19 protein-coding genes are annotated in these 22,494 nt (G+C 66.3%); 2 read left to right on the forward strand and 17 right to left on the reverse strand.

The genetic code is table 11. The features are described from left to right. Window positions 1-66 precede the first annotated feature (66 nt). The 5 genes from RDV64_RS05475 to RDV64_RS05495 form a co-directional block, all read right to left on the reverse strand. The gene (locus RDV64_RS05475) at window positions 67-885 is read right to left on the reverse strand and encodes an ABC transporter permease (RefSeq protein ID WP_309198268.1); all 819 of its coding nucleotides are present in this window, start codon (window positions 883-885) and stop codon (window positions 67-69) included. Window positions 886-1,430: 545 nt separating this feature from the next. Beyond that, complete coding sequence (locus RDV64_RS05480; RefSeq protein WP_309198269.1) at window positions 1,431-2,348, reverse strand: DUF2950 family protein; 918 nt, start codon at window positions 2,346-2,348, stop codon at window positions 1,431-1,433. A gap of 20 nt (window positions 2,349-2,368) precedes the next feature. Then, entirely contained in the window at window positions 2,369-3,904 is a 1,536-nt protein-coding gene (locus RDV64_RS05485; protein ID WP_309198270.1) for a DUF3300 domain-containing protein, read from the reverse strand. 286 nt (window positions 3,905-4,190) lie between these two features. Then, entirely contained in the window at window positions 4,191-4,415 is a 225-nt protein-coding gene (locus tag RDV64_RS05490; protein ID WP_309198271.1) for a hypothetical protein, read from the reverse strand. Between the two features lie 94 nt (window positions 4,416-4,509). Then, on the reverse strand, window positions 4,510-5,814 hold the full coding sequence (locus RDV64_RS05495; protein ID WP_309198272.1) for a UDP-glucose/GDP-mannose dehydrogenase family protein: 1,305 nt from the start codon (window positions 5,812-5,814) through the stop codon (window positions 4,510-4,512). A gap of 235 nt (window positions 5,815-6,049) precedes the next feature. Here RDV64_RS05495 and RDV64_RS05500 point away from each other — a divergent pair, with 235 nt between their 5' ends. Both RDV64_RS05500 and RDV64_RS05505 read left to right on the forward strand, forming a co-directional pair. Then, the gene (locus tag RDV64_RS05500; protein ID WP_309198273.1) at window positions 6,050-7,027 is read left to right on the forward strand and encodes a dihydroxyacetone kinase subunit DhaK; all 978 of its coding nucleotides are present in this window, start codon (window positions 6,050-6,052) and stop codon (window positions 7,025-7,027) included. A 104-nt stretch (window positions 7,028-7,131) separates the two neighbouring features. Beyond that, window positions 7,132-8,931, forward strand: a complete 1,800-nt coding sequence (locus tag RDV64_RS05505) for an NAD(P)/FAD-dependent oxidoreductase (RefSeq protein ID WP_309198274.1) — start codon at window positions 7,132-7,134, stop codon at window positions 8,929-8,931. 47 nt (window positions 8,932-8,978) lie between these two features. On the opposite strand, the gene glmM is transcribed toward RDV64_RS05505, so the two are convergent. From glmM to mutL, 12 genes are all read right to left on the reverse strand, one after another. After that, the gene (gene glmM, locus RDV64_RS05510) at window positions 8,979-10,325 is read right to left on the reverse strand and encodes a phosphoglucosamine mutase (protein ID WP_309199436.1); all 1,347 of its coding nucleotides are present in this window, start codon (window positions 10,323-10,325) and stop codon (window positions 8,979-8,981) included. Window positions 10,326-10,334: 9 nt separating this feature from the next. Continuing rightward, window positions 10,335-10,925, reverse strand: coding sequence for a mismatch-specific DNA-glycosylase (locus tag RDV64_RS05515; protein WP_309198275.1), 591 nt, complete (start codon window positions 10,923-10,925; stop codon window positions 10,335-10,337). A 690-nt stretch (window positions 10,926-11,615) separates the two neighbouring features. Continuing rightward, complete coding sequence (gene ftsH, locus RDV64_RS05520; protein ID WP_309198276.1) at window positions 11,616-13,538, reverse strand: ATP-dependent zinc metalloprotease FtsH; 1,923 nt, start codon at window positions 13,536-13,538, stop codon at window positions 11,616-11,618. A gap of 120 nt (window positions 13,539-13,658) precedes the next feature. After that, window positions 13,659-14,888 carry a tRNA lysidine(34) synthetase TilS gene (tilS, locus tag RDV64_RS05525; protein ID WP_309198277.1) on the reverse strand — a complete coding sequence of 410 codons (1,230 nt, stop codon included), beginning with the start codon at window positions 14,886-14,888 and terminating at the stop codon, window positions 13,659-13,661. Beyond that, window positions 14,885-15,769 carry a tetratricopeptide repeat protein gene (locus RDV64_RS05530; RefSeq protein WP_309198278.1) on the reverse strand — a complete coding sequence of 295 codons (885 nt, stop codon included), beginning with the start codon at window positions 15,767-15,769 and terminating at the stop codon, window positions 14,885-14,887. Before RDV64_RS05530 ends, tilS begins: the two co-directional genes overlap by 4 nt. An 87-nt stretch (window positions 15,770-15,856) precedes the next feature. Then, the gene (gene pal, locus RDV64_RS05535) at window positions 15,857-16,339 is read right to left on the reverse strand and encodes a peptidoglycan-associated lipoprotein Pal (protein ID WP_309198279.1); all 483 of its coding nucleotides are present in this window, start codon (window positions 16,337-16,339) and stop codon (window positions 15,857-15,859) included. Window positions 16,340-16,447: 108 nt separating this feature from the next. After that, the gene (gene tolB, locus RDV64_RS05540; protein WP_309198280.1) at window positions 16,448-17,755 is read right to left on the reverse strand and encodes a Tol-Pal system beta propeller repeat protein TolB; all 1,308 of its coding nucleotides are present in this window, start codon (window positions 17,753-17,755) and stop codon (window positions 16,448-16,450) included. Continuing rightward, window positions 17,755-18,753, reverse strand: coding sequence for a cell envelope integrity protein TolA (locus RDV64_RS05545; protein ID WP_309198281.1), 999 nt, complete (start codon window positions 18,751-18,753; stop codon window positions 17,755-17,757). The genes tolB and RDV64_RS05545 overlap by 1 nt, the downstream gene beginning before the upstream one ends. A gap of 1 nt (window position 18,754) precedes the next feature. Then, a complete protein-coding gene (tolR, locus tag RDV64_RS05550) occupies window positions 18,755-19,204 on the reverse strand; it encodes a protein TolR (RefSeq protein WP_309198282.1) in 450 nt (149 codons plus the stop codon). Between the two features lies 1 nt (window position 19,205). Beyond that, window positions 19,206-19,934, reverse strand: a complete 729-nt coding sequence (gene tolQ, locus RDV64_RS05555; protein WP_309199437.1) for a protein TolQ — start codon at window positions 19,932-19,934, stop codon at window positions 19,206-19,208. A gap of 295 nt (window positions 19,935-20,229) precedes the next feature. After that, window positions 20,230-20,625 (reverse strand): YbgC/FadM family acyl-CoA thioesterase, encoded by a 396-nt coding sequence (locus RDV64_RS05560; RefSeq protein WP_309198283.1) that lies wholly within the window; start codon window positions 20,623-20,625, stop codon window positions 20,230-20,232. Further along, complete coding sequence (gene mutL / locus RDV64_RS05565) at window positions 20,622-22,478, reverse strand: DNA mismatch repair endonuclease MutL (protein ID WP_309199438.1); 1,857 nt, start codon at window positions 22,476-22,478, stop codon at window positions 20,622-20,624. The genes RDV64_RS05560 and mutL overlap by 4 nt, the downstream gene beginning before the upstream one ends. Window positions 22,479-22,494 lie beyond the last annotated feature (16 nt).

The following is a 22,494-nucleotide window of genomic DNA, read 5'->3' on the forward strand; positions in this document are numbered from 1 at the left end:
CATCTTTATGAAGGAGAGGGATTGGACGGTCTCCCACAGGCCGGCGCTCTGGCGGCGCCGTGCCCGTCATTTGCCCGACCAGTGGACGAGGTATTTTTCGGCAACGAGGAAGAAGGCGTTCAGCCCGTAGCCGAGAGCCCCGGCGACGAGGATCGAGCCGTACATGTCAGTCAGTTCGTAGGAGATCTGCGCGTCGATGATCCGGTGGCCGAGCCCGTCGGTGGCACCGATGAACATCTCCGCGACAATGATCACGACGAGCGCGATGGAGATCCCGTTGCGCAGACCCACGAAGATCTGCGGCAGCGTTTCGAAGAAGACGACGTCGAAGAAGATCCTGAGCCGCGACGCCCCCATGGAGCGCGCTGCGAGGATGCGTGTGCGCCGCGCATTCATCACGCCGTAGGAAACGTTGAAGATGACGATCAGCCAGGCTGCGAAGCCGGCAACTGCGATTTTCGAGAAGTCGCCGAGGCCGAACAGCAGCAGGAACAGCGGGAACATTGCCGTCGCCGGCGTGGATCGGAAGAAGTCGATGATGAACTCGACCGAACGGTAGACCTTCTGGTTCACGCCCAGAACGATGCCCACCGGCACGCCCGCGATGGCTGCGAAGAGAAACGCGTAGAACACCCGGATGAAGGTGAACCACACATCGTACAGCATGTTGCCGGAAACAATGTTGGTCCAGGTGTCGCGCAGCGTGGCGAACGGAGAGGGCAACAGGTTGGCATCGACGAGGTTGCCCGCGTAGGCGACCCACCAGAACGCGATGAGGATGAGCGGACCGCAGGCAAGGATGGCCGCCGACCCGAGCCATCCGAAATAACGGCGCGGCGAAGGCTTGTCGGCCCTGTGAGGTGACGCATCAGCGACCGCCGTCATCGACTGCCTCCATGGATTTTCGCAGGGTCCGCCGACGCTATCGGGCCGGGTCCACGATTTCAGTGCCCTGTCGGGCGATGAACCAAGTACAGCATGGCTCTAGTGCTGCGGTCATCTGCTCAATTCGCAGCGGACCGCTACCGAATATGCATCAGTCGCAGTCGACAGGCCGGCGGTGCGGGCCGCATTTTTCGCTCGGAGTCCCGAAAACGGGGCGGATTGATCGTTCGGGCCGGTGGCGGCACGACCGCCGGCCGTGCGCAAACGCGGCGCGCTCTGCACTTCAAGAAAGCGTGTAGCAGGAATGCAGGAGGTGCCGGAAAGCGCCGCGCTTGCCGCATTGCCTGCGGCGCGGTCGCCAATCAGGCGGAACCGGACTTCCGGGAGATCGGCCTCAGGCACAGGCCATGCGATCTGCTTCTTTCGCATTGATGGAAAGAGGCAAGGCGAAGCTGAGGCGCGAGGTCTTTGGCCAGCGGGCGCCGAGCGGCGCGTTCAGGCCGCTCGTGCGCCGCCTTGCCAAGGATCGGCGTGAATTGCGCCGCTCAGTCGACGGGGGTCCACTCTGCGTCTGGAAGAAACTGCGTGATTGCGGTTGCGCGATCCAGCGTTTCTTCGCCGAGGTCGGCCTCGAAGATCTGGCCGTTTTCGCCGATCATGAAGCTCATGATGCCCAGCTCGCCGTAAGCTGCCGGAAAGGCGAGCATTGCGTGGCCGGCCACCATGTTGCCGTTGATGGTATAATCGTAGGCGCCGCCGGGCGCGTCCGGCCCCTGCCCTTCCAGAATTGTGAAATAGTAGCCGAGATAGGGCTCCGGGGTTTCGTCCGTCCCGTCCGCGCTGTAGCCGCTGGCGGCGGCGCGGGCGACAAAGTCGCTGATCGGGCTTTCGGGCTCACCATCCTCGGTGGGCCAGTAGAGGCCGTTGCGTTCGCCCGGCGCACTCAGGATTGCGGCCGCGAACTCGCGCACGCCATCGCCGTCCCGGTCAGCCTCACGGTAGATGGCCTGCGCGCGGGTGTAGCCCTGCAACAGCTCCATCACGTCCAGCTCGTTGTTGCCGATCCGCCGTTCCAGCACGTCCTCGCGGGCGGCCTCCGGATCAAAGCGCCACTGCCCGTCGTCGCCCTTTTCCAGCGGCGCCGGGAAGGCCCACTCGTTCGCGCCAACCAGCAGCGTCGCGCCAGCGCCGTCGTCGCTGAAAATGAGGCGGTTGCTCTCCTGGTAGGCGCGCATGAACGTGCCCCAGGTTTCGCGGTCGCGCGCCACGTCTCCGCTCAGCGCAACGTCGCGGGCCTCCGGGCCGAACACGGCGACAAGCGCATCCGCATCGCGCGCATCCAGCGCTGCGATGATCGCCTCCACCGCCGCATCGGGCGAATTGTAGGCGGACGGTTCGGCGAGCGCGGAAGACGCGGCCAGCGTGGAGGCCGCAACCAGAAGCCCGGTGGTGAAGTGTGCCATGATGTTCTTGCCTGACATGATCAACGACGCCCCCCGCCACGATGCCCAAAGCCGCCAGCGCGCCGGCCGCCTCGATTGCCACGAAATTCCCGACCGCCGCGGTGCATGCTGCGGTTGCCGCGCGCCCGCGCCGAGGCAGCCGGCCGCCGGTGGCGTTCCTGATGGAAGGCGGAACGCCGCTGCGGGGTCGCGCGCCGCGGCGCCTTTGCCCGCGCCGGACGCGAAACGTTTGCGTGGTGCGCCCGCGCTGCCGGCGCGCGCCTCGCCTGTGTCGTGCGGCGCGGCGCACCCGTGCGCTGGCGCTCCAGACTGCGCTCCATGCTGGCTGCGTTGGGCCGCTGGCGCTGGACCGGACCCGCGCCACGGTCACGCCGCGGGACATCGCGAACGCCATTGCGCGTGTTGATGTTGTGCCGGGCACTGGCGCGCTGCTGCGGCGTCGGCCGCCAGGCACCGTTCGCCACGTTGTTGCCGACCCGGTTGCCCACATTCACGGTGTTGCCGACGTTGACGTTGCCAACGCGTACATTGGTGTTGCGAACGTTGGTGTTGCGCACGTTCGGGCGGTAGCCGGGGCGCGGGTAAAAGTTGCCGTTGTTCCAGTTGATCCGGGGCGGCCCGTACCAATAATTGCGGTTCCAGTTGTTATCGAACACGCTGCTGACGGCAAATCCCGCCGCGAACGAGATTGCCCCCGTCGCCAGTACGGCGCCGGCGTCGTAGCCCGTGTTGCCTGTCTCCACATAAACCGGCGCAGGGGCCGCTGTGGTGTAGACCGTGGCCGGGTTGTAAGTGGGCACGTAAATGGTGTCCGGCTTGGCGGGCGCGATGGTGATCTCGTTGTTGTTGTTGACCGTCACCGTCTGCGCTTGGTTGCTTGCCAGATTGCCGAGGTCCTTGGCTTTTTCGCGCTGGCGCTGGATCGCGGCCATCACGTCGTCGCTCTGCACGATCACGGCGTTGCCGAGTTCCTGCGTGTTGTCGAGGTTGTTGCCCAGCTGGTCGATCACCGAGGGGAAGCCTGCTGCAAGGGTCGCCACGCTCTCGTTCCAGCCTTCGGCCTTCGTGGCAGCTGCGCGCTTGTCCGCTGCCATATCCTTGTTGGCGGCAACCCAGCGCTGGGCCTTCACGACATCGAGCGGCACGGTGACGGCGACGAGGACCTGCGCCAGCACGGCATCCGGATAAAGTGCGACCGGCGCAACCAGCGTGTCCAGCTCATCGGCCGTATAGGCCGGCGCACTGCCCGAAGCGGAGCTCCCCCCGGAGCCGTCGCCAGAGCCGGAAGGCGCAGCAACGGTGGTCAGGGGCGCCTGTGACTGGAGATAATTCTGGCTGGCATAACCCGCTTCGCCGCCGACGGTGATGGCGCACCACCCGTTCGCGTCGCAGGTGCCGATGTCCACGTCCGTGCCATTCGGCAGCACGCCGAAGGACTTGTCCGATGTGCTGGGCCCGGCGCGAAAATTTACGTCAGCGGTGGTTATTCCCGGATCGGCTTGCGCCGACGCGATCCCGATAGCGGGGACCAGCAAGAGAGCGAGCGTGAATTTCATGAGGCAGTATCCATCCGAAATCATAATATTTGGGCCGCCATCCCGGCCTCATCGGGTTTTCAGCTTGCGTTGCGGCCACAAGTGCAATGCAGAAACGCAGCGATGAGAGAACCCCGGACGCGTCGACCGCGCAACCAGAGTATCGGACGATTCCCTTATCGCCCAGATTACGTCTCAGTCATGTTCGATAATTGCAAAATTTCGAAATAACGGGCGCTTCATTGCGTCCCGCCACACGCCGGGAGCCAGCCAGCGCCCGGAGTGCCGGCCGGCAGATGCGGCGCTTTCAGTGCGCCTTGGGACGCAAATAGTTGCGAAGGGCCGCAAACAGGCTGCTGCCCGTCAACATGCCCACCACATAGACGGCCGCAATAATGAGCGCCATGGGCGCCTGAATGGAAAAGCCGAGGAAGCTGACGCCCACGGTCGTGAGGTTCTGCACGGCGAATATGACCACCGCCGCCAGGAAAACGAAAAATACGATCGTGTAAAATGCGCGCATGGTCAGCATCCTTTTGTGCGTTTCAATCAGCGGCGTCCTAGCGCGGAAACCTTACACACCGATGAAGTGAACGCCCAGCGCAGCCAGCGTTCAGACAGCCGCTTCACGGGCGCCCGATGGACCGGTAGGTCAGTCCGGCGCGCGCTGCATCGTCCGCGCCATAAATGTTGCGCAGGTCGACGAGAACCTTGTCGGTGAGCAGTGCAGCGACGCGCCTGAGATCCAGCGCACGGAACTGATCCCATTCGGTGATGATCACCGCAATGTCCGCGCCCTCCAGGCACTCATACGGGCCGCTGGCGAACACCAGGCCCGGCAGGAGCGGCGCGGCCTCGTCCATCCCTTCGGGATCGAACGCACGGACGATGGCGCCGGCTGCCTGCAACGCCGGCACGATTGAAAGGCTCGGCGCCTCGCGCATGTCGTCGGTGTTGGGCTTGAAGGCGAGCCCGAGCACCGCAACGGTCTTGCCGTCGACGGTGCCGCCGGCTGCCGCGATCACCCGGTCGGCCATCGCCGCCTTGCGCGTATCGTTTGCGGCAATCACCGCATCCACAATGGTGAGCGGGGCGCCGGCATCGCGCGCCGTGCGCGACAGGGCCAGCGTGTCCTTGGGAAAACAGGAGCCGCCATAGCCTGGGCCTGCATGCAGGAATTTCGAGCCGATCCGCTTGTCGAGGCCGATCCCCTTGGCGACCTGCTGGACGTTGGCCCCGGTCTCCTCGCAAAGATCGGCGAGTTCGTTGATGAAGCCGATCTTCAATGCCAGGAACCCGTTGGCGGCATACTTGATCAGCTCCGCGGTGCGGCGGCCGGTGACCAGAAGCGGCGTCTCGTTGAGGTAGAGCGGGCGGTAGAGTTCGCGCATCACCTCCGCCGCGCGCTCTGTCTCGGCGCCCACAATCACGCGGTCCGGCCGCTTGAAGTCGCCGATGGCGGCACCTTCCCGCAGAAATTCGGGGTTGGACGCCACATCGAACGCGGCCTCCGGGGCAACCTGGCGCACGATGGCTTCCACCTCGTCGCCCGTGCCGACGGGGACGGTGGATTTGGTCACGATCACCGTATAGCCGCGGATCTGGCGGCCGATTTCCTCCGCCGCCGCGTACACGTAGGACAGGTCAGCATGACCATCACCGCGGCGCGATGGTGTGCCGACGGCCAGAAACACGACATCCGCCGCCGCAATGGCGTCGGCAGGGGTTGTGGTGAAGGACAAGCGGCCAGCGCGGACATTGGCGCTCACCAGAATGTCGAGCCCCGGCTCGTAGATCGGCATCACGCCATTGCGCAGGCCTTCGATCTTGTCGGAATTGGTATCGACGCAGACCACCTCGTGGCCGAAATCGGCAAAGCAGGCACCCGACACCAGGCCGACATATCCGGTGCCGATCATCACAACGCGCATAGATGGAACGCTCCGAAAGAAGTCCGCCCACCACGTCCTGGGGCGGGCCGGCCCGCCCCTACTGGCACAGGCGCCCCAGCCGGGCAAATCAGCGCAGCGACTGGCAGCTGACCGCACCGCGGCCCGTTGACAGGGCGCACCGCCCCGCCGGAAAGTCTCGCCCCCGCCGCGTGCCCGCACGCACCCCCAAGCCAAGGCCTTTGCCCTTGATGTCCGACCACACCGAGGAAGCGCCATGAAATCATTCATCAACAGCGCCGACACCGCGCTCGACCAGAGCCTGTCCGGATTCGGCCGCGCCCACGGCGATCTGGTCTCCGTGCATTTTGCCCCGCGCTTCGTCACCCGCCGGCAAAAGAAGAGCGGCAAGGTGGCGCTGGTGTCCGGCGGCGGCTCCGGCCACGCGCCCCTGCACGCCGGCTACGTGGGCACAGGAATGCTCGACGCCGCCTGCCCCGGCGAAATCTTCACCAGCCCGACGCCGGACCAGATCCTTGCCGCGGCCGAAGCGGCGGACGGCGGCGCGGGCATCCTTTTCATCGTGACGAATCATCCCGGCGACGTGAAGAATTTCGAGAGGGCCGCCGAAATGATCGGCGGACCATCCGCCACCGTCCTCACCACTGACGACGTGGCAGGAGAAACCGACCCCCACAGCCAGGGACGCCGCGGCTTTGCCGGCACCGTGGTGGTGGAGAAAATCGTCGGCGCAGCGGCCGAGGAGGGCCGCGCGCTGGCAGACCTCAAGGCGCTGGGCGAACGGGTCAACGCCGCCTCGGCGACCATCGGCGTCGCGCTCACCTCCGGCACCGTGCCCGCTGCCGGCCGCGCCATGTTCGACCTTGGCGACGACGAGATGGCGTTCGGCGTCGGCATCCAGGGCGAACCCGGCCGCCGCGGCACGCTGAAGAGCGCGGACGACATTGTTGCCGGGATGATGGACGCGATCGCCGCATCGCTGCCCGCAGCGAACCGGGTTCTTGCCGTCGTCAACGGATTGGGCGGCACGCCGTTGATGCAGCTTTATCTGGTGATGGATGCTGTCGCCCGGCAGTGCGACGACCGTGACATCACCATCGCGCGGACGCTTGTGGGCAACTATTGCACGTCGCTGGACATGAAGGGCGCCTCGGTGACGCTCACCGCGCTGGACGACGAAATGACGGCATTGTGGGACGCACCGGTTCACACCCCGGCGCTCCGCTGGGGGTGAGGGAGAAACGCGTCTAATTCAGACCGGGCGGGTTCCCATGCGCCCGGCGGGGTAGCAAACTCTCTTCCAAACGGCCGAAACGAGCCGAACGGGAGGAACCTCGAATGCTGACAAAAAACCCGGAATCCGCCGTCACCGCCGTGCTGGATGCACTGGGCGACGCGCTCGGCGCCGGTGACATCGACCGCGCCGTCTCCCTGTTTTCGGATGAATGCTACTGGCGCGACCTTCTCACCTTCACCTGGAACCTCAAGACGGTTGAGGGCGCGGCTGAAATCCGCCACATGCTGGAAAGCCAGCTTGCGGCGACCGCCCCGTCCGGCTTTGCACTCGATCCGCGATACGCCGTGGAAACCGATGGCGACATCACCAAGGCGTTCTTCACCTTCGACACGCCCGTTGCCGCCGGCGAAGGTTACATCCGCCTGAAGAACGGCAAGATCTACACCCTCCTCACCGCCATGGCCGCGCTGAAGGGCTTTGAAGAAACCGTAGGCGCGCGCCGCCCCCTTGGCGCCAAGCACGGACAGGGCAAGCAGCGCCCGTCGTGGCTGGAAGAGCGCCAGGCCGAAGCCGAATCGCTGGGCTCGCAGGAGCAGCCCTATGTGGTCATCATCGGCGGCGGCCAGGGCGGCATCGCGCTCGGCGCCCGCCTCAGGCAACTGGGCGTCTCTGCCATCATTCTGGAGAAGAACGCCAAGGCGGGCGACAGCTGGCGCAACCGCTACAAGTCTCTCGCCCTGCACGACCCGGTCTGGTACGACCATCTGCCCTACATGGACTTCCCGAAGAACTGGCCCGTCTTCGCTCCCAAGGACAAGATGGGCGATTTCCTCGAAATGTACACGAAGATCATGGAGCTGAACTACTGGACCAGCTCCACCTGCCAGTCCGCCAGCTACGATGAAGCCTCGAAGACATGGACCGTCGTCGTCAACCGCGACGGCACCGAAATGGTCCTCAAGCCGTCGCATCTGGTGTTTGCGACCGGCATGTCCGCCAAGCCCAACAAGCCTGAATTTCGCGGGATGGAGCGCTTCAAGGGGGAGCAACACCATTCCAGCGGCCACCCCGGACCGGACAGATATGCCGGCAAGCGCGTTGTCATTGTCGGCGCCAACAACTCGGCCCATGACATTGCGGCCTCCCTGTGGGAGCACGACGCCGACGTCACCATGATCCAGCGTTCGCCGACCCATGTGGTCCGCTCCGACACGCTGATGGAGCTTGGCCTCGGGCCGCTCTACTCCGAAGAAGCGCTCGAAAAAGGCATTACCACGCACAAGGCCGACATGATCTTCGCCTCATGGCCCTACGCAATCATGCACGAGCACCAGAAGGAGCTGCACGACAGGATCCGCGCCCACGACAAGGACTTCTACGATCGCCTTGCCGCCTCCGGCTTCCAGCTCCACTGGGGCGATGACGAGAGCGGCATCCAGATGCTCTATGTCCGTCGCGGCTCCGGCTACTACATCGACATTGGCGCCTCGGAGCTGATCGCGTCGGGTGAGATCAAGGTGAAGCCAGGCGATGTGGAGGAGATCACCGAAGACGGCGTGATGCTGACCGACGGAACGTACCTTGCGGCGGACCTCATCGTCTACGCCACCGGCTACGGGTCCATGAACGGGTTCGTCGCCGACCTCGTTTCACCGGAGATGGCCGACAAGGTGGGCAAGGTATGGGGCCTTGGCTCCGGCACCTACAAGGACCCGGGCCCCTGGGAGGGCGAGCCGCGCAACATGTGGAAACCGACGGCGCAGGAAAATTTGTGGTTCCACGGCGGCAACCTGCACCAGTCGCGCCACTACTCGCTGTTTCTGGCGCTTCAGCTCAAGGCGCGGCAGGAAGGGCTCGACACGCCGGTCTATGGCGTGCCGCCGGTGCACCACACCGCCTGAAACGGGCCGAAGCGCCCGGCGGCGCAGGCCGCTTCCGGTGCCGGTGGTCAGCCGTTCGCGCTGACCACCTCGCAAAGCTCGTCGACCAGCGCGCTGACGAGCGCAGCGTCGTCGCCCTCGGCCATGATGCGGATCAGCGGTTCGGTGCCGGAGGGGCGGATCAGCAGGCGGCCTGCGCTGCCGAGCTTCTCTTCGGCACTGCTGATGGCCGCGGTCACCGCCGGTGCTTCCAGAGGCTTGCCCCCGTTGAAGCGCACATTCTTCAGGATCTGCGGCACCGGCTCGAAGCGGTGACAGATTTCCGAAACTCGCTTGCCCGACTGGGCGACCACGGACAGGACCTCAAGCGCGGCAAGCAGGCCGTCGCCAGTGGTGGTGTAGTCGGTCAGGATGATGTGGCCTGATTGTTCGCCGCCGATATTGTAGCCGCCGGCACGCATTTCCTCGGCCACATAGCGGTCGCCCACCTTGGTGCGGATCAGGTTGACGCCGATCGATTCCAGATAGCGCTCCATGCCGAGGTTGCTCATCACCGTTGCGACCACGGTTGCGTGCTTGAGCCGCTCCGAGCGCAGCCACGAGGCGGCGATGACGGAAAGGAGCTGGTCGCCGTCCACCACCTTGCCCTTCTCGTCGATGATGATGACGCGGTCGGCATCGCCATCGAGCGCAATGCCGATGTCGGCGCGCACTTCCAGCACCTTGGCGCGGATCGCCTCCAACGACGTGGACCCACAGTCGCGGTTGATGTTGAGGCCATCGGGCTCCACGCCCAGGGTCATCACCTCAGCGCCGAGCTCCCACAAAACGTCGGGCGCCACGCGGTAAGCCGCTCCGTTGGCGCAATCGACCACCACGCGCAATCCATCGAGGCTGAGGGTGCGGGGGAAGGTGCGCTTTGCAAACTCCACATAGCGGAAGCGGTCGCCCTCCACGCGCTTGGCACGGCCGATGTCGGCGCCGGTGGCAAGGCGGCGGGTGAGATCGCTGTCCATCAGCCGCTCGATGCGGGCTTCCACATCGTCGGACAGCTTGAAGCCGTCTGCGCCGAAGATCTTGATGCCGTTGTCGTCGTAGGCGTTGTGGGAGGCCGAAATCATCACGCCGATATCGGCCCGAAGCGAGCGGGTGAGCATGGCAACCGCCGGCGTCGGCATCGGACCGAGCAGGAAGACATCGGCCCCCACGGCCGTGAAGCCGGCCACCATCGCCGTTTCCAGCATGTAGCCCGACAGGCGGGTGTCCTTGCCGATCACGATGCGCTGGCGCCCTTCGTGATCGGCGGCGAGCACGAGCCCGGTCGCCATGCCGACGCGCATGGCAACCTCAGGCGTCATCGCCCTGCCGTTGGCACGACCACGAATGCCATCGGTGCCAAAATACTTTCGCGCCATCATCAACCCTCAATCCAGCTTCACGGGACTAAGCTGGTCTGGCGGATTCAAGTCAACCATCTGCCGCAGGGAGCGGACTTCATCGGCCAGCGCCTGCCACATCGCCGCGTTCCAGTAGCGGCGCGCCTGACCGGACGGCGAGGGCAGCACGAAAAGGCGCGTCTTGCCGATTGCTTCCTCCTGAAAGCCAAGCGCCACCTTGCCGGTTGGCCTGCCCAGCGCCGCAGCCGCCGCGGCTTTCGACGTAAAGGCAAGAATCGCGGGCTGGTGCATCGCGATCCTGTCGCAAAGTGCCGCCGCGTCGAATGCGCCGGCTGGAAGCTCGGCGTCATTGCCGTAGTGCGATTTCGAAACGTCCGTCAGGCCGATGCCGTGGTCGATCAGCGTCGGCCAATCCTCCGGCGAAAGGCGGACCGGCGTGAGGCCGGTGTCCGCCAGCGCACGCCAGAAGAAATTGCCGGGGTGGGCGTAATAGGCCCGGCGCTCGGCCGAAACGCGCCCGAGCGCCGTACCGCAGAAGACGACGTGAAGACCGGACGCGAGGAGGTCCGGCAAATAATCCGGCGGCAGAAGTCCCGCCTTCTCAGTCATCTTGTCCATGGGCGAAATGTAGCACAGACCCGACGCGACAGCAGCCGCGCCAGCAGTTCTGCGGCCCGCACGCATCGGCTGGAATCAGCCCGCCTGCATCTCCTCACGCCGCCGGGGGCACCAGCGGTAGATCTCGTAGTCCTGCGCGAGCCAGGCCTGAATGGCCTGTCTTGCGGTCTGCGAGAGGTCGCGGTCGGCTTCGGCCGGATTGCGATGCGCCCCGATGTCGTCGGTCGGCGGATAAATCGAAGACGCAATTCCGAGCCGCGTTTTGAGCCGCCCGATATCAACGTCGAATGCCTCAAGACTGCCGATGAAGAAGATCCGGTCCGCCAGATCGCTGAGGGTGGCGACATCGTGGAGGTAAAACTTCAGCCCCTCGCGTGTGCAGGATCGCGTTCACCGCGCTTTGTGCACTGGCGTCGCCGTTCGCAAGGCCAATGCCCAACTGATCGACGGTCTGGAAGGTGGAGAATGCTGCGTCTTCAGCATCGCTCCAGGGTTCACTGGAGCGGGGTTGCCCTTTGCGCTGCCGGCTCAGGAACCCGGAAATGAACCGCTCCATCGGGCCGAAAGTTGCGCCGCCCGAGTGCGCCGTCAACCTCGGCGCTTTCGCAACCTGACCACACAAATGAAACGACCGCCGGCAGCGGGGCTGCGGGCGGTCGTCTGGTTCTCATAGAGCGCGGGTGGCGCTGATCAGGACGGGGCCGGCTCCAGGCCGCCTTCACCGCTGGGACGGGGCCGGTTGCCGCCGGTGGTGGGCACGGCGGTGGAGCGCGGGGTCGACGAATCGTCGTCCGCATTGTCCCGCACGGGCGGCTTGCCCTTCAGGAGATCGCGGATCTCGTCGCCGGACAGCGTCTCGTATTCGAGCAGGCCGTTGGCGATGGTGTGCAGCTCGTCGATGTTGGTCTTCAAAACCGCGGTGGCGGTCTCGTAACCATCGTTGACGAAGCGCTTCACCTCGCGGTCCACCATCTCCTGCGTCTTTTCGGAGACGGACTGGCTGCGGGCGACGGAGTGGCCGAGGAAGACCTCGTCTTCGTTCTCGCTGTAGAGAAGCGGGCCCAGCTCGTCCGACATGCCGAACTGGGTCGCCATGGCGCGGGAAAGCTTGGTCGCCATCTTGATGTCGGCCGAGGCGCCGGACGTCACCTTCTCGTGACCGAAGATCATCTCTTCCGCCACGCGGCCACCCATGGCGACCGCAAGGTCGGCCTTGCACTTGGCACGGGTCAGCGAGATCTGGTCCCGCTCCGGCAGGCGCATCACCATGCCCAGCGCACGGCCGCGCGGGATGATGGTTGCCTTGTGGATCGGGTCCGACGCCGGCATGTGGATCGCCACCAGCGCGTGGCCTGCCTCGTGGTAGGCCGTCAGCTTCTTCTCGTCCTCGGTCATGACGAGGGTGCGGCGCTCGGCACCCATCATCACCTTGTCCTTGGCGTCCTCGAACTCCTGGTGGGTGACGAGGCGCTTGTTGCGCCGCGCCGCCAGAAGCGCCGCCTCGTTGACGAGGTTGGCAAGGTCCGCACCGGCAAAGCCGGGCGTGCCGCGGGCAAGGGTCTTCAGGTTCACGTCAGGCGCCAGCGGCACCTTGCGGACGTGGACCTTGAGGATCTTCTCGCGGCCGACGAGGTCGGGGTTCGGGACGACAATCTGGCGGTCGAAACGGCCGGGGCGCAGGAGCGCGGGGTCCAGCACGTCAGGACGGTTGGTGGCGGCGATGAGGATGATGCCTTCATTGGCCTCAAAACCGTCCATCTCGACCAGAAGCTGGTTCAGCGTCTGCTCGCGCTCGTCGTTGCCGCCGCCGAGGCCGGCACCGCGGTGGCGGCCCACCGCGTCGATCTCGTCGATGAAGATGATGCAGGGCGCGTTCTTTTTCGCCTGCTCGAACATGTCACGCACACGGCTGGCGCCGACGCCGACAAACATCTCCACAAAGTCGGAGCCCGAGATGGAGAAGAACGGGACGTTGGCTTCGCCGGCGATGGCGCGGGCGAGCAGCGTCTTGCCGGTGCCCGGAGGGCCGACGAGGAGGACGCCGCGGGGGATCTTGCCACCGAGCTTCTGGAAGCGCGAGGGGTCCTTCAGGAAGTCGACGATTTCCTGGAGGTCTTCCTTGGCTTCGTCGACGCCTGCCACGTCCTCGAACAGGATGCGGCCATGGGCTTCGTTCAGAAGCTTGGCCTTCGACTTGCCGAAGCCCATCGCCTTGCCGGCGCCGCCACCCTGCATCTGCCGCATCAGGAACAGCCAGATGCCGAGGATCAGCAGCATCGGGAACCAGGTGGCGAGAATGCCCCAGAGGCTGATGCCGTCATTGGGCGGCTCGGCCTTGATGTTGACGTTCTGGGCCTCGAGCGCGGGGATATAGTCCGTGTCCTTCGGAACGTAGGTCTGGAACTGGCCGCCGGAGGCGTACTGGCCAGTGACTTCCTGATTCTGGATCGTGACCGCACGGACGTTGCCGTTGCGGGTCTCTTCCATGAACTGGGAAAACGATATCTCGGACGAATTCGTGCGCTGCCCCGGGCTCTGGAACAGCTGGAACAGGGCGAACAGCAGCAGCCCGATCACCACCCACAGCGCCAAATTACGAAAATGGTTGTTCATAGCTGACCTTCGGTTGCGCCCGGTTCGGACGCGGGAGGCGGTACATACGCCGCCATCATGGAAACCAACATAGGATGGCAACGAGGTGCTGCCAACAGCCTCGCGCGAAAGGAGGACTCTTCACCGCATGCGCCGCAGAGAAATCATCGCACGTTCAAACCCGTGACGCACCACACCAAGCGTCGGCGCGGCAAGAAAGCGGCCGTCCCGGAAGATGGCCGGCGCGGTGGCTCTGGCCCGTGCGTGGCCGAGCGCCGGGCAGAGCGCAGCCGCCGCGCCAAGCGGTGCGACTTTGACAGCCGCAATACCCGCCGCCAGCGAAATTTCGTACCGCCCGTCGAAAACCACGATGCCGCCGGGCGCGAGATCGACCGGGCGGATGCCGCGCGCCTCACGCCAGAGAACAATGTCGGCCGGCCCCGCGTCCAGAACCGTTCGGCCCAGCGTGGTACGCCCCGCGCCGCGCAGCGCCATGTCGGCGGCAATGCTGAGCGCATCGAACCTTGGGCCATGGGCATTGCCGCCGGCCATCTGAACCGCGTCCGACAGAAGGCGGAGGCGAACCTCTTCGGCCGCGACCGCAAAGGGGGCGCGGGCAATGATGACGGCGCCCGCGCGGTCGACCCTGAGGGCGGCGGCGGCAAGGCTGGCAACCGCGTCGTCAATGGCGGTGCTGGCGCGCGCAAGGTGCGCTGCCGCATCGGCAAGCCGGGCCGCCGTGAGGCCGGCAGCCTCCAGCGCGGGCGCGAGCTTGCGCACGGCAACGCGGGCAAAGCGCGTGTCCACGTTGGAGGGATCGTCCCGCCAGCTGATGTTGCGGGCAACAAGGGCAGCGCGCAGGTCAGCCCGCCGGGCAGCCAGAAGCGGCCGCAGGATCCGCAATCCGTTCTGCACCGTGTCGGCACGGATGGCGCCGAGGCCACGCAGCCCGCTGCCACGCCCGAGGCGCAGGAGCAGCGTTTCGGCCTGATCGTCCAGCGTGTGCGCAGTGACAATGGCGGCAAGGCCCAGCCTTTGCGCCGCATCTCGTAACAAGCCATAGCGCACGTTGCGCGCCCAGGCTTGCACCGAGCTGCCGTCGTGCGGTCCGGCGCGAAGACAGTGGCAGGACAGGCCCAGCCGACCGGCAAGCGCGACCACCGTTCCGGCGTCCTCGGCAGAGCCGGGCCGGAGACCGTGGTCAACCGTCAGCACCACGGCGTCATGAAAACCCGCCTCGTGCGCCAGAGCCGCAAGCGCCGCGGAGTCGCTGCCACCGGAGACGGCAAGGCCAAGCGGCCCGCTGACGGCCGCAAGAAGCGCAACGTCGAACCCGGCCGGCCAGAAGGGGCTGGCCGCCGGCTGGCTCACGCGCAGTTGGCGGCCTGCCGTTCGCGCTCAGCCTCGGCCCGCAAACCTGCGTCGGCGTTGGGATAGGCGCCGATCAACTCTTCCAGCGAAGAACACGCCGCCTCCTTCTCGCCAAGGCCATTGAGCGCCGTGCCGAGCTTGAGGAGGCTGGACGGCGCATGTTCGCTGTTGGGATCGGAGGTGTAATTTTCGAGGAAGAGGTTGGCCGCCGTGCGAAAATCCCCCTGCGCCATCAACGCTTCACCGAGGAGATAGCGCGCCTCGCCGGCCACCGGCCCGTTGGGGTTTGCGGCGAGAACGGCGCGCGCCTCGTCGGCCGCCATCGCAAAGCGGCCCGACTGCTGGAGCTGGCGCGCATTCGCGAGCGCGCCTGGCTGTGCGGACGCGGCCGGTTCTGGCGTGCTTGCTGCGGGCGCGGGGGTCGTTGAAAATTCGGCGGCAGAGCGGTTGAGCGCCGAAAGGTCGATCGGTCCGCCCGCTGCCGCACCGGCACTCTGGGTATTTTGCGCCGGGGCGGGTGCGGGTGCAGAGCTGCCAAGAGGGGCCGGCGGTGCGCCGGTGCCGGACAGCGAACCCTGCTGGCCGGGTGCGCGCTGTGCAGGCGCCGGCTGGTTCTGCAACGCACTTTCCAGCCGGCGGATGGTGAAGGTGAGCTGCTCCACCTGGCCGGTCAGGGAACGCACCTGCGTCTCAAGCTGGTCGAGGCGAAGCTGGGTGTTGTCGGGGGCGGCATTCTTGTCGCCACCGCCGAGGAAGCCCGGCAGAAAGCGGTTCTGCACCTCCACAACACCGGAACCCACCGTGGCGGGTGTTGCCACCGGTGGCAGCGCAAGCGCCGCGCCGGAAACAGAAACAAAAAGCACCGTGAGGAGCGTACGCATTGGCGAACTCTCTCGTTTTGAGCGTTGACGCGCGCCTTATAGCGGCTCTGGCGCGCGTTTTGAACGCCCTTAACGGACGAGTTTCTGCTAGCCGCCGTTGAGGACGGTCACCGCACGCCGATTCTGCGACCAGCAGGACTCGGCATCGCAAACGGCGACAGGCCGCTCCTTGCCGAAGGAGAGCGTGCGCAGCCGGCTTGCGGCAACGCCGCGACTGGCCAGGAAATTCTTCGCCGCCTCTGCACGCCGCGCCGACAGCGCAATGTTGTATTCACGCGTGCCACGCTCGTCGGCATGGCCTTCCACGGTGATCTGGTAGCGGGGGTACTTGTTGAGCCAGGCGGCCTGCGCTGTCAGGATCTGCGCTGCAGACGGCTCGATCTGCGAGGAATCGACGAGGAACAGCACGCGGTCGCCCACATTCTGCGCAAAGTCTGCCTGCGACCCCGGCGTTGCGGCGCCGGCGGTGTTGACCGGGGGCTTCTTCGCACAACCGGCAATACCGAGTGTGAGAGACAGCGCCAGGACCGTGAAGGCCTGGGTCAGAAAACGTTTGGATAGGACAGCCATCAACTCACTCCGATGGGAATACCGGCACGTGCCACGAACGCGGTTAAGATCTTCAGTGCGAAACTGGTAAACGCCGGGTTTCCACAAAATGCAACGCCTGGCAGCGCATCACTGCCGTGTGGGCGACCAGGCGGGATCGGAGGCAAGCGTGCCCGTGTCCAGCCGCCGCTCGTTGCGCCCCGTGATGTCAACCGTGTAGACGCTCGCCCCGCCGGACGGGCCGCCGCTTTCGCGGAAGAATGCCAGCACGCGGCCGTTGGGCGCCCAGGTGGGTCCTTCATTGTGGTAGCCGGTGGTGAGGAGGCGCTCGCCGCTGCCGTCCGGGGCCATCACGCCGATGGAAAAGCGCCCGCCACCCTGCTTGGTGAAGGCAATGAGGTCGCCGCGGGGCGACCACACCGGCGTCGAGTACCGGCCGTCGCCGAACGAGATCCGCGTGGCACCACCGCCGCCCGCGCTCATCACGTAGAGTTGCTGTGAGCCGCCGCGGTCGCTCTCGAACACGATCTGCGAACCGTCCGGCGAATAGGACGGCGCGGTGTCGATGGCGGGCGTCTCCGTCAGCCGCCGCAGTTGCCGCGTGCCAAGGTCCATCTCGAACAGGTTGGAGTTGCCCCCCTCCTGAAGCGAAAGGACCACCCGCCGGCCGTCCGGCGAAAAGCGCGGCGCAAAGCTCATGTTGTCGAAATTGCCGAGGATCTGCCGCTGACCGGTCTCCACGTTCAACAGGAAGACCTGCGGCTGCGCGCCCTCGTAGCTCATGTAGGTGACGGTCTGCCCGGCGGGGCTGAACCGCGGCGTCAGCACCAGGCTGGACCCGTCGGTCAGATATTTGAGGTTGGCGCCGTCCTGATCCATGATCGCGAGGCGCTTGACCCGTGCCGTCTTGGGGCCGCTTTCGCCGACGAACACGATCCGCGTGTCGAAATAACCCTTCTCGCCAGTCATCCGCTCATAGATCGCATCGGCCACAATGTGCGCCACGCGGCGCCAGTTGTCCGGCGTGGTGAAGAATTGCTGGCCGACAATCTGCTGCTCCTGCAGCGGGTCCCACAGGCGAAACTCCACCCGGAGGCGCCCGTCGGCCTCCGGAACCACCTGCCCCGTCACCAGGGCCTCGGCGCCAATGGCGCGCCAGTCGCCAAAGCGCGGCACGTCCGCCGTGCCCATTGTGGGAGAGATGAATGCCGCCCGGTCGACCGCGCGGAAGAGGCCGGAGCTGGTGAGGTCAGCCTCCACCACGCTGGCGATCTGCTGGCCCAGCGCCACCTCGTTGGGCGGTGCCGCAAAATAGGGAATGGCGATGGGCAGCGCCCGCGCCTGCCCCTCCGTCACATCGATCGAGACCAGCGCAGACGCCGGACGCGGCAGTGCGAGCGTGACAAGAACCAGGAGCGCGGCGAGAAAACGCATCATCAATACAAATCCCGAGGGTCGAAGTTGACTTGGACGTCCTTCCAGGCGGAGTGCTTTTCCGCCGGAAGCCGGTAAGGCTGGCACTGGATGACGGCGCGCTGCGCCGCGTCCGATGCCACATCGTAGAGCGGGCCGGTGCCGGACCGGCCTGTTTCGAAGACGGCAAGAACACTGCCGTCGATGCCAAGCGCAACCTGGACCGTCACCACGACAGACTGACCGTCGGCCAGCCCGATGGGCGGATTCCAGCAACGCTGCATCTGGCTTCTCAGCGCATCCTTTTCGGACAACGTCAAGGTTGCAGCGTTGCGCCCTTCGCTGGCGCCGAGCGAGGCCTGGGCCGATCCTGCACCGCCGCCGGACGGATCGGTGCGGTTGATGAGCTGAGACAGCCGGTCCGCGTTGAAGGCGTCTTCCACCGGAGGCTGCGTGCGCGCCTGCTGGCGCCGCGGCGGCGGGGTCGGCTTGCGGTTGGGCACCACGTTTACCGGGACGACCGGCGCAGGCTCGGCCGCCTCAGGCTCCGGCGTCGCCTCCGATTCCACCGGGGCGATGCTGGCCACTTCGGTCTCGGCGGCCGCTTCCGGCTCCGGCGCGGCCTCGGCCGGCGGCTCGGGCGTGACGGCGGGCTCCTCGGTCTCGGCCTCAGCCACCGGCTCGGGCTCGGCTTCGGGCTGCGGCGCGCTGGATTCGGCCGCATTCTCGCGGGCGGCAGCGTCGGTCGCGATCTCGTCGGCCGGCGTGTCGGTGGCGCCGGGCGTTTCCTCGGGCAACGGCGGCTCTTCGGCCTCCACCGTTTCGGGCGCGGCGTCCTCCACCACGGCCTCAGCGGTGGTCTCGCCGAGCGTCACGTCGGTCTCGTCGGCAATGGTCACAAGCTCGATGGGCAGTGCGGCCACGGGCTGCGTCGCAAAAGCGTCCGGCTGGCCGAGATTCAGGATCATCGCCAGCAGAAGCGAAAGATGCAGCACGGCCGATACGATCAGGGCCGTGCGCATATCATTGCTCCTCGGTCGTCACGAGGCCGATCCGCGTGAACCCGGCCTGGCTGAGCCGGCCCATCACGCGCATGATCGCCCCGTAGTTGGCCGTGGTATCGCCGCGCACCAGAATACGCTCCTCGTAACCGGCGCCGGCAATGGCTTCCAGCCGCGCAATCAGCTGCTCGATCTCGATGGGCTCTTCCTGCAGAAACACAGCACCCTCCGCGTCGATCGATACGGTCAGCGGGTCCACCGCGCCATCCAGCGGACTGGCCTTGGTCTCCGGCAGATCAAGCGGCACGCCCACGGTGAGCAGCGGCGCCGACACCATGAAGATGATGAGCAGAACCAGCATCACGTCAACAAATGGCGTGACGTTGATTTCCGACATGGGCTGAAAACGCGAGCGTCGGCGGCTTCCCCGCCGCCCGCCGCCCGGTCCGCCGCTGAACGAGGCCATGCCCATATCAGATGCGCTCGTCGATCTCGCGGGAGAGGATCGCCAGAAACTCGTCGGCGAACCCTTCCATGTGCTGGGTGAGCCGGCTCACGTCGGTGGCCAGCTTGTTGTAGAAGATGGTGGCCGGAATGGCGGCCAGAAGGCCGAGCGCGGTGGCAAACAGAGCCTCAGCGATACCGGGCGCGACCACCGCAAGGTTGGTGGATTCGGACGCCGCAATGGCCTGGAACGAGCTCATGATGCCCCACACCGTGCCGAACAGGCCGATGAACGGCGCCGCGGAGCCGACCGAAGCCAGCACCATCAGGCCGCGCTCCATCTCTTCGCCCTCACGCGACAGCGTCATGGTCATCACGCGGTCGATGCGGTTGGCGAGGGAGGACAGCGCGGGCTTGTCGCCCTCATGGCTGCGCTTCCACTCCTTCATGGCCGCAACGAAGATCGATGCGATCCCGTCCGGTCGTTCGCTCGACTGGGCCTGGTAGAGCTCCTCCAGCGACTGGCCGGACCAGAAATCGTCCTCGAACCGATGGATGCGCGCACGCAGGCGGCGGAACGCGACCAGCTTGTAGATGATGATCGCCCAGCACCACACCGAGGCCGCGATCAGACCGAGCATGACGATCTTCACGATCAGCTGGGCCTCAAGAAACAGGCCGATCAGCGAGAATTCGCCCGGTGCAGCCAGCTCGGCGCCCGCCTCCACTCCGCCGCCCACCTGGGACAGGAGCCCCATATGGAAAACGTCAGGGATGGCGGACAGGATGGATGTGATCGTCTCAAGCACAGGAGACCGCCTGATAATCATTCGCGAGGAAAGGATGACGTGCGCTCAAAACAGACTCCAAGACGGCCGGCAGATGGCGTGGATTGCCCTTGCGGGCGCTCAGGAGCGTCTAACCCGAATTTCGTGCACTTGTCAGCACGGCGTTAACTTCATGTTCTGCCACAACGGCACCATGAGCGCATAGACGCGGCCCCGCGGGCATGACCACGGACCAGCCGCGCATTACGCCCCTCGCGGCCCAAGATCAAGCAGCCTGCAGACTTGCGGCGACCGCGGCCGGGGGGCGCGCCGGCCGGCCCGCCGCGTCGATCAGGCACAATTCCACGCTTGCGGTCACGATCGCGCGATCCCCCCGGAAAATCTGCTGCGCCATGGTGAACACGGCGCGCCTTGTCCCGGTTGGCCGGGTCTCGACGGTGAGGAGATCGTCGATCAACGCCGGCCCGGCAAAGGACAGCGTCATTGCGCGCAGGGTGAAGAAGAGCGGCGGCGTGCCGGCTGCCAGCGCGGCGTGGTCGATGCCGGTCTCCCGCAGAAATTCCGTGCGCCCCCGCTCCAGAAAGCGCACGAAAGCACCGTGATACACGCGGCCCGAAAAATCGGTATCCTCGAAATAAACGCGGATGGTGTGCTTGTTCATCGCCGCTCAAACAGCTTTTCGATGTCGTGCAGGGTCAGCGATACGAACGTTGGCCGGCCGTGGTTGCACTGCGCGGCCGACGGCGTGGTTTCGATCTGGCGCAGGAGCGCGTTCATCTCGGCATGGTCGAGGCGCCGGCCGGAACGGACCGACCCGTGGCACGCCATGGTCGCGGCGATCTTGTTGAGGCGGGTTTCCAGGCCTTCGGCGGCGCCCCATTCGGCCACCTCGTCGGCCAGTTCGCGCACCAGCCCCGCAATGTCGAAATTTCCCAGCGGCGCCGGCGTTTCGCGCACCACCACCGCGCCGCGGCCGAACGGCTCCAGCGTCAGCCCCAGCGCGCCGAAGGTTTCGGCATGATCGGCGAGATGGGAGACCTCTTCGGGCGTCAGCTCCACCACCTCGGGAATGAGGAGCCCCTGCGCCTTGGAAGCGCCGGCGGCCGCGGCGCTTTTCAAAGCCTCGTAGACGATCCGCTCGTGGGCGGCGTGCTGGTCGACCACCACCAAACCTTCGGCGGTCTGGGCCAGAATGTAGTTCTTGTGCACCTGCGCCACCGCAGCGCCGAGGAAATGCGCGGCCTCGTCCGCGTCCGGGCCGTCGGTGGCCTCCGGCATGGGCGCCATGGGGGCCGTGCGGGCGGCAGGCGGCGGGCTGAAGAAACGCGGTGCGTGGCGCGGCTCGGCCCGCAGGGGCGCCGGCCGGCCGTTGTCCCGCGCTGTGGCGAAGGCGGCTCCGGGTTCGGCGAACCCCGGCATGCGCTCTGGCGGACGCTCCGGCACCCGAACCGCGGACAGGGCGGCCGACGAGATTGCGCGGGTGGTGCGCGGCGCCATCTCGGCCAGCTGCTTGCGGATGGCCGACACGATCAGCCCGCGCACGAGGTTCGGCTCGCGGAAGCGAACGTCCGCCTTCTGGGGGTGGACGTTGACGTCCACGTCCTCCGGGCCGATGTCGATCGACAGGACGGCCATCGGGTGCCGATCCCGCGACATCACGTCCTGATAGCCCGCCCGCAGCGCCTGGCCGATCAGCTTGTCGCGCACCACACGCCCGTTCACGAACGCATACTGGTGCAGCGAATTGGAGCGCCCGTTGGTGGGAAGACCGAGAAGACCGGACACCCGCACCCCCTCCCGCTCGGCGTTGAGGTGGATCGCCTCCGCGGCAAAGTCCGGCCCCAGCACGTCGCGCGCGCGGTCCGCGGGCGTGCCTGCGGGATAGCGCATCGGCCGGCCGCCGGTGGTGAGCGAGAAGGCGACGGCGGGCGCCGACAGTGCAAGCCGCTTCACGATGTCGCTGACCGCAATCACCTCGCTGCGCTCGCTCTTCATGAATTTCAGCCGTGCCGGCGTGGCAAAGAAGAGGTCGCGCACCTCCACGGTGGTCCCGGGCGCGCGCCCCCGCGGCTCCACCGCCTGCACCCGGCCGCCCTCAACGCGGATCTCCGCGCCATCGGCCGCGCCGGACGCCCGCGACGACACGCAAAGGCGCGCCACGGCACCGATGGACGGCAGCGCTTCGCCGCGGAACCCCATGGTCAGGATCGCCGCAAGGTCCGCCGCTGTTGTGAGCTTGGACGTGCAGTGGCGGGAGACGGCCAGCGGCAGATCGTCCACGCCGATCCCGTGCCCATCGTCGGCCACGCGGATCAACGCCGCGCCCCCTGCCTCGACCGCAATGTCGATGGCACTGGCGCCGGCATCGAGCGCGTTCTCGACCAGCTCCTTCACGACGCTGGCCGGCCGCTCGACCACCTCGCCCGCGGCGATCTTGTCGATCAGCGCATCGTCGAGACGGTGGACGCCCGGCTGCAGGGCCGTGCGCTCCAGTATGGCAGCCTTCTGGCGCATGAGGTGGTGCCGCTTT

The organism is Acuticoccus sp. MNP-M23 (assembly GCF_031195445.1).
Classification (GTDB): domain Bacteria; phylum Pseudomonadota; class Alphaproteobacteria; order Rhizobiales; family Amorphaceae; genus Acuticoccus.

Coding starts and splice junctions, on each gene's coding strand:
- RDV64_RS05545 (WP_309198281.1), bottom strand. CDS start 18,753: ATGCGCACGGCCCTGATCGTATCGGCCGTGCTGCATCTTTCGCTTCTG.
- ftsH (WP_309198276.1), bottom strand. CDS start 13,538: ATGAACAACCATTTTCGTAATTTGGCGCTGTGGGTGGTGATCGGGCTG.
- glmM (WP_309199436.1), bottom strand. CDS start 10,325: ATGGCGCGAAAGTATTTTGGCACCGATGGCATTCGTGGTCGTGCCAAC.
- RDV64_RS05490 (WP_309198271.1), bottom strand. CDS start 4,415: ATGCTGACCATGCGCGCATTTTACACGATCGTATTTTTCGTTTTCCTG.
- RDV64_RS05530 (WP_309198278.1), bottom strand. CDS start 15,769: ATGCGTACGCTCCTCACGGTGCTTTTTGTTTCTGTTTCCGGCGCGGCG.
- RDV64_RS05515 (WP_309198275.1), bottom strand. CDS start 10,925: ATGGACAAGATGACTGAGAAGGCGGGACTTCTGCCGCCGGATTATTTG.
- pal (WP_309198279.1), bottom strand. CDS start 16,339: ATGGCTGTCCTATCCAAACGTTTTCTGACCCAGGCCTTCACGGTCCTG.
- RDV64_RS05475 (WP_309198268.1), bottom strand. CDS start 885: ATGACGGCGGTCGCTGATGCGTCACCTCACAGGGCCGACAAGCCTTCG.
- tolQ (WP_309199437.1), bottom strand. CDS start 19,934: ATGGGGCTCCTGTCCCAGGTGGGCGGCGGAGTGGAGGCGGGCGCCGAG.
- RDV64_RS05495 (WP_309198272.1), bottom strand. CDS start 5,814: ATGCGCGTTGTGATGATCGGCACCGGATATGTCGGCCTGGTGTCGGGT.
- RDV64_RS05500 (WP_309198273.1), top strand. CDS start 6,050: ATGAAATCATTCATCAACAGCGCCGACACCGCGCTCGACCAGAGCCTG.
- mutL (WP_309199438.1), bottom strand. CDS start 22,478: ATGCGCCAGAAGGCTGCCATACTGGAGCGCACGGCCCTGCAGCCGGGC.
- tolR (WP_309198282.1), bottom strand. CDS start 19,204: ATGGGCATGGCCTCGTTCAGCGGCGGACCGGGCGGCGGGCGGCGGGGA.
- RDV64_RS05485 (WP_309198270.1), bottom strand. CDS start 3,904: ATGAAATTCACGCTCGCTCTCTTGCTGGTCCCCGCTATCGGGATCGCG.
- RDV64_RS05560 (WP_309198283.1), bottom strand. CDS start 20,625: ATGAACAAGCACACCATCCGCGTTTATTTCGAGGATACCGATTTTTCG.
- RDV64_RS05480 (WP_309198269.1), bottom strand. CDS start 2,348: ATGGCACACTTCACCACCGGGCTTCTGGTTGCGGCCTCCACGCTGGCC.
- RDV64_RS05505 (WP_309198274.1), top strand. CDS start 7,132: ATGCTGACAAAAAACCCGGAATCCGCCGTCACCGCCGTGCTGGATGCA.
- tolB (WP_309198280.1), bottom strand. CDS start 17,755: ATGATGCGTTTTCTCGCCGCGCTCCTGGTTCTTGTCACGCTCGCACTG.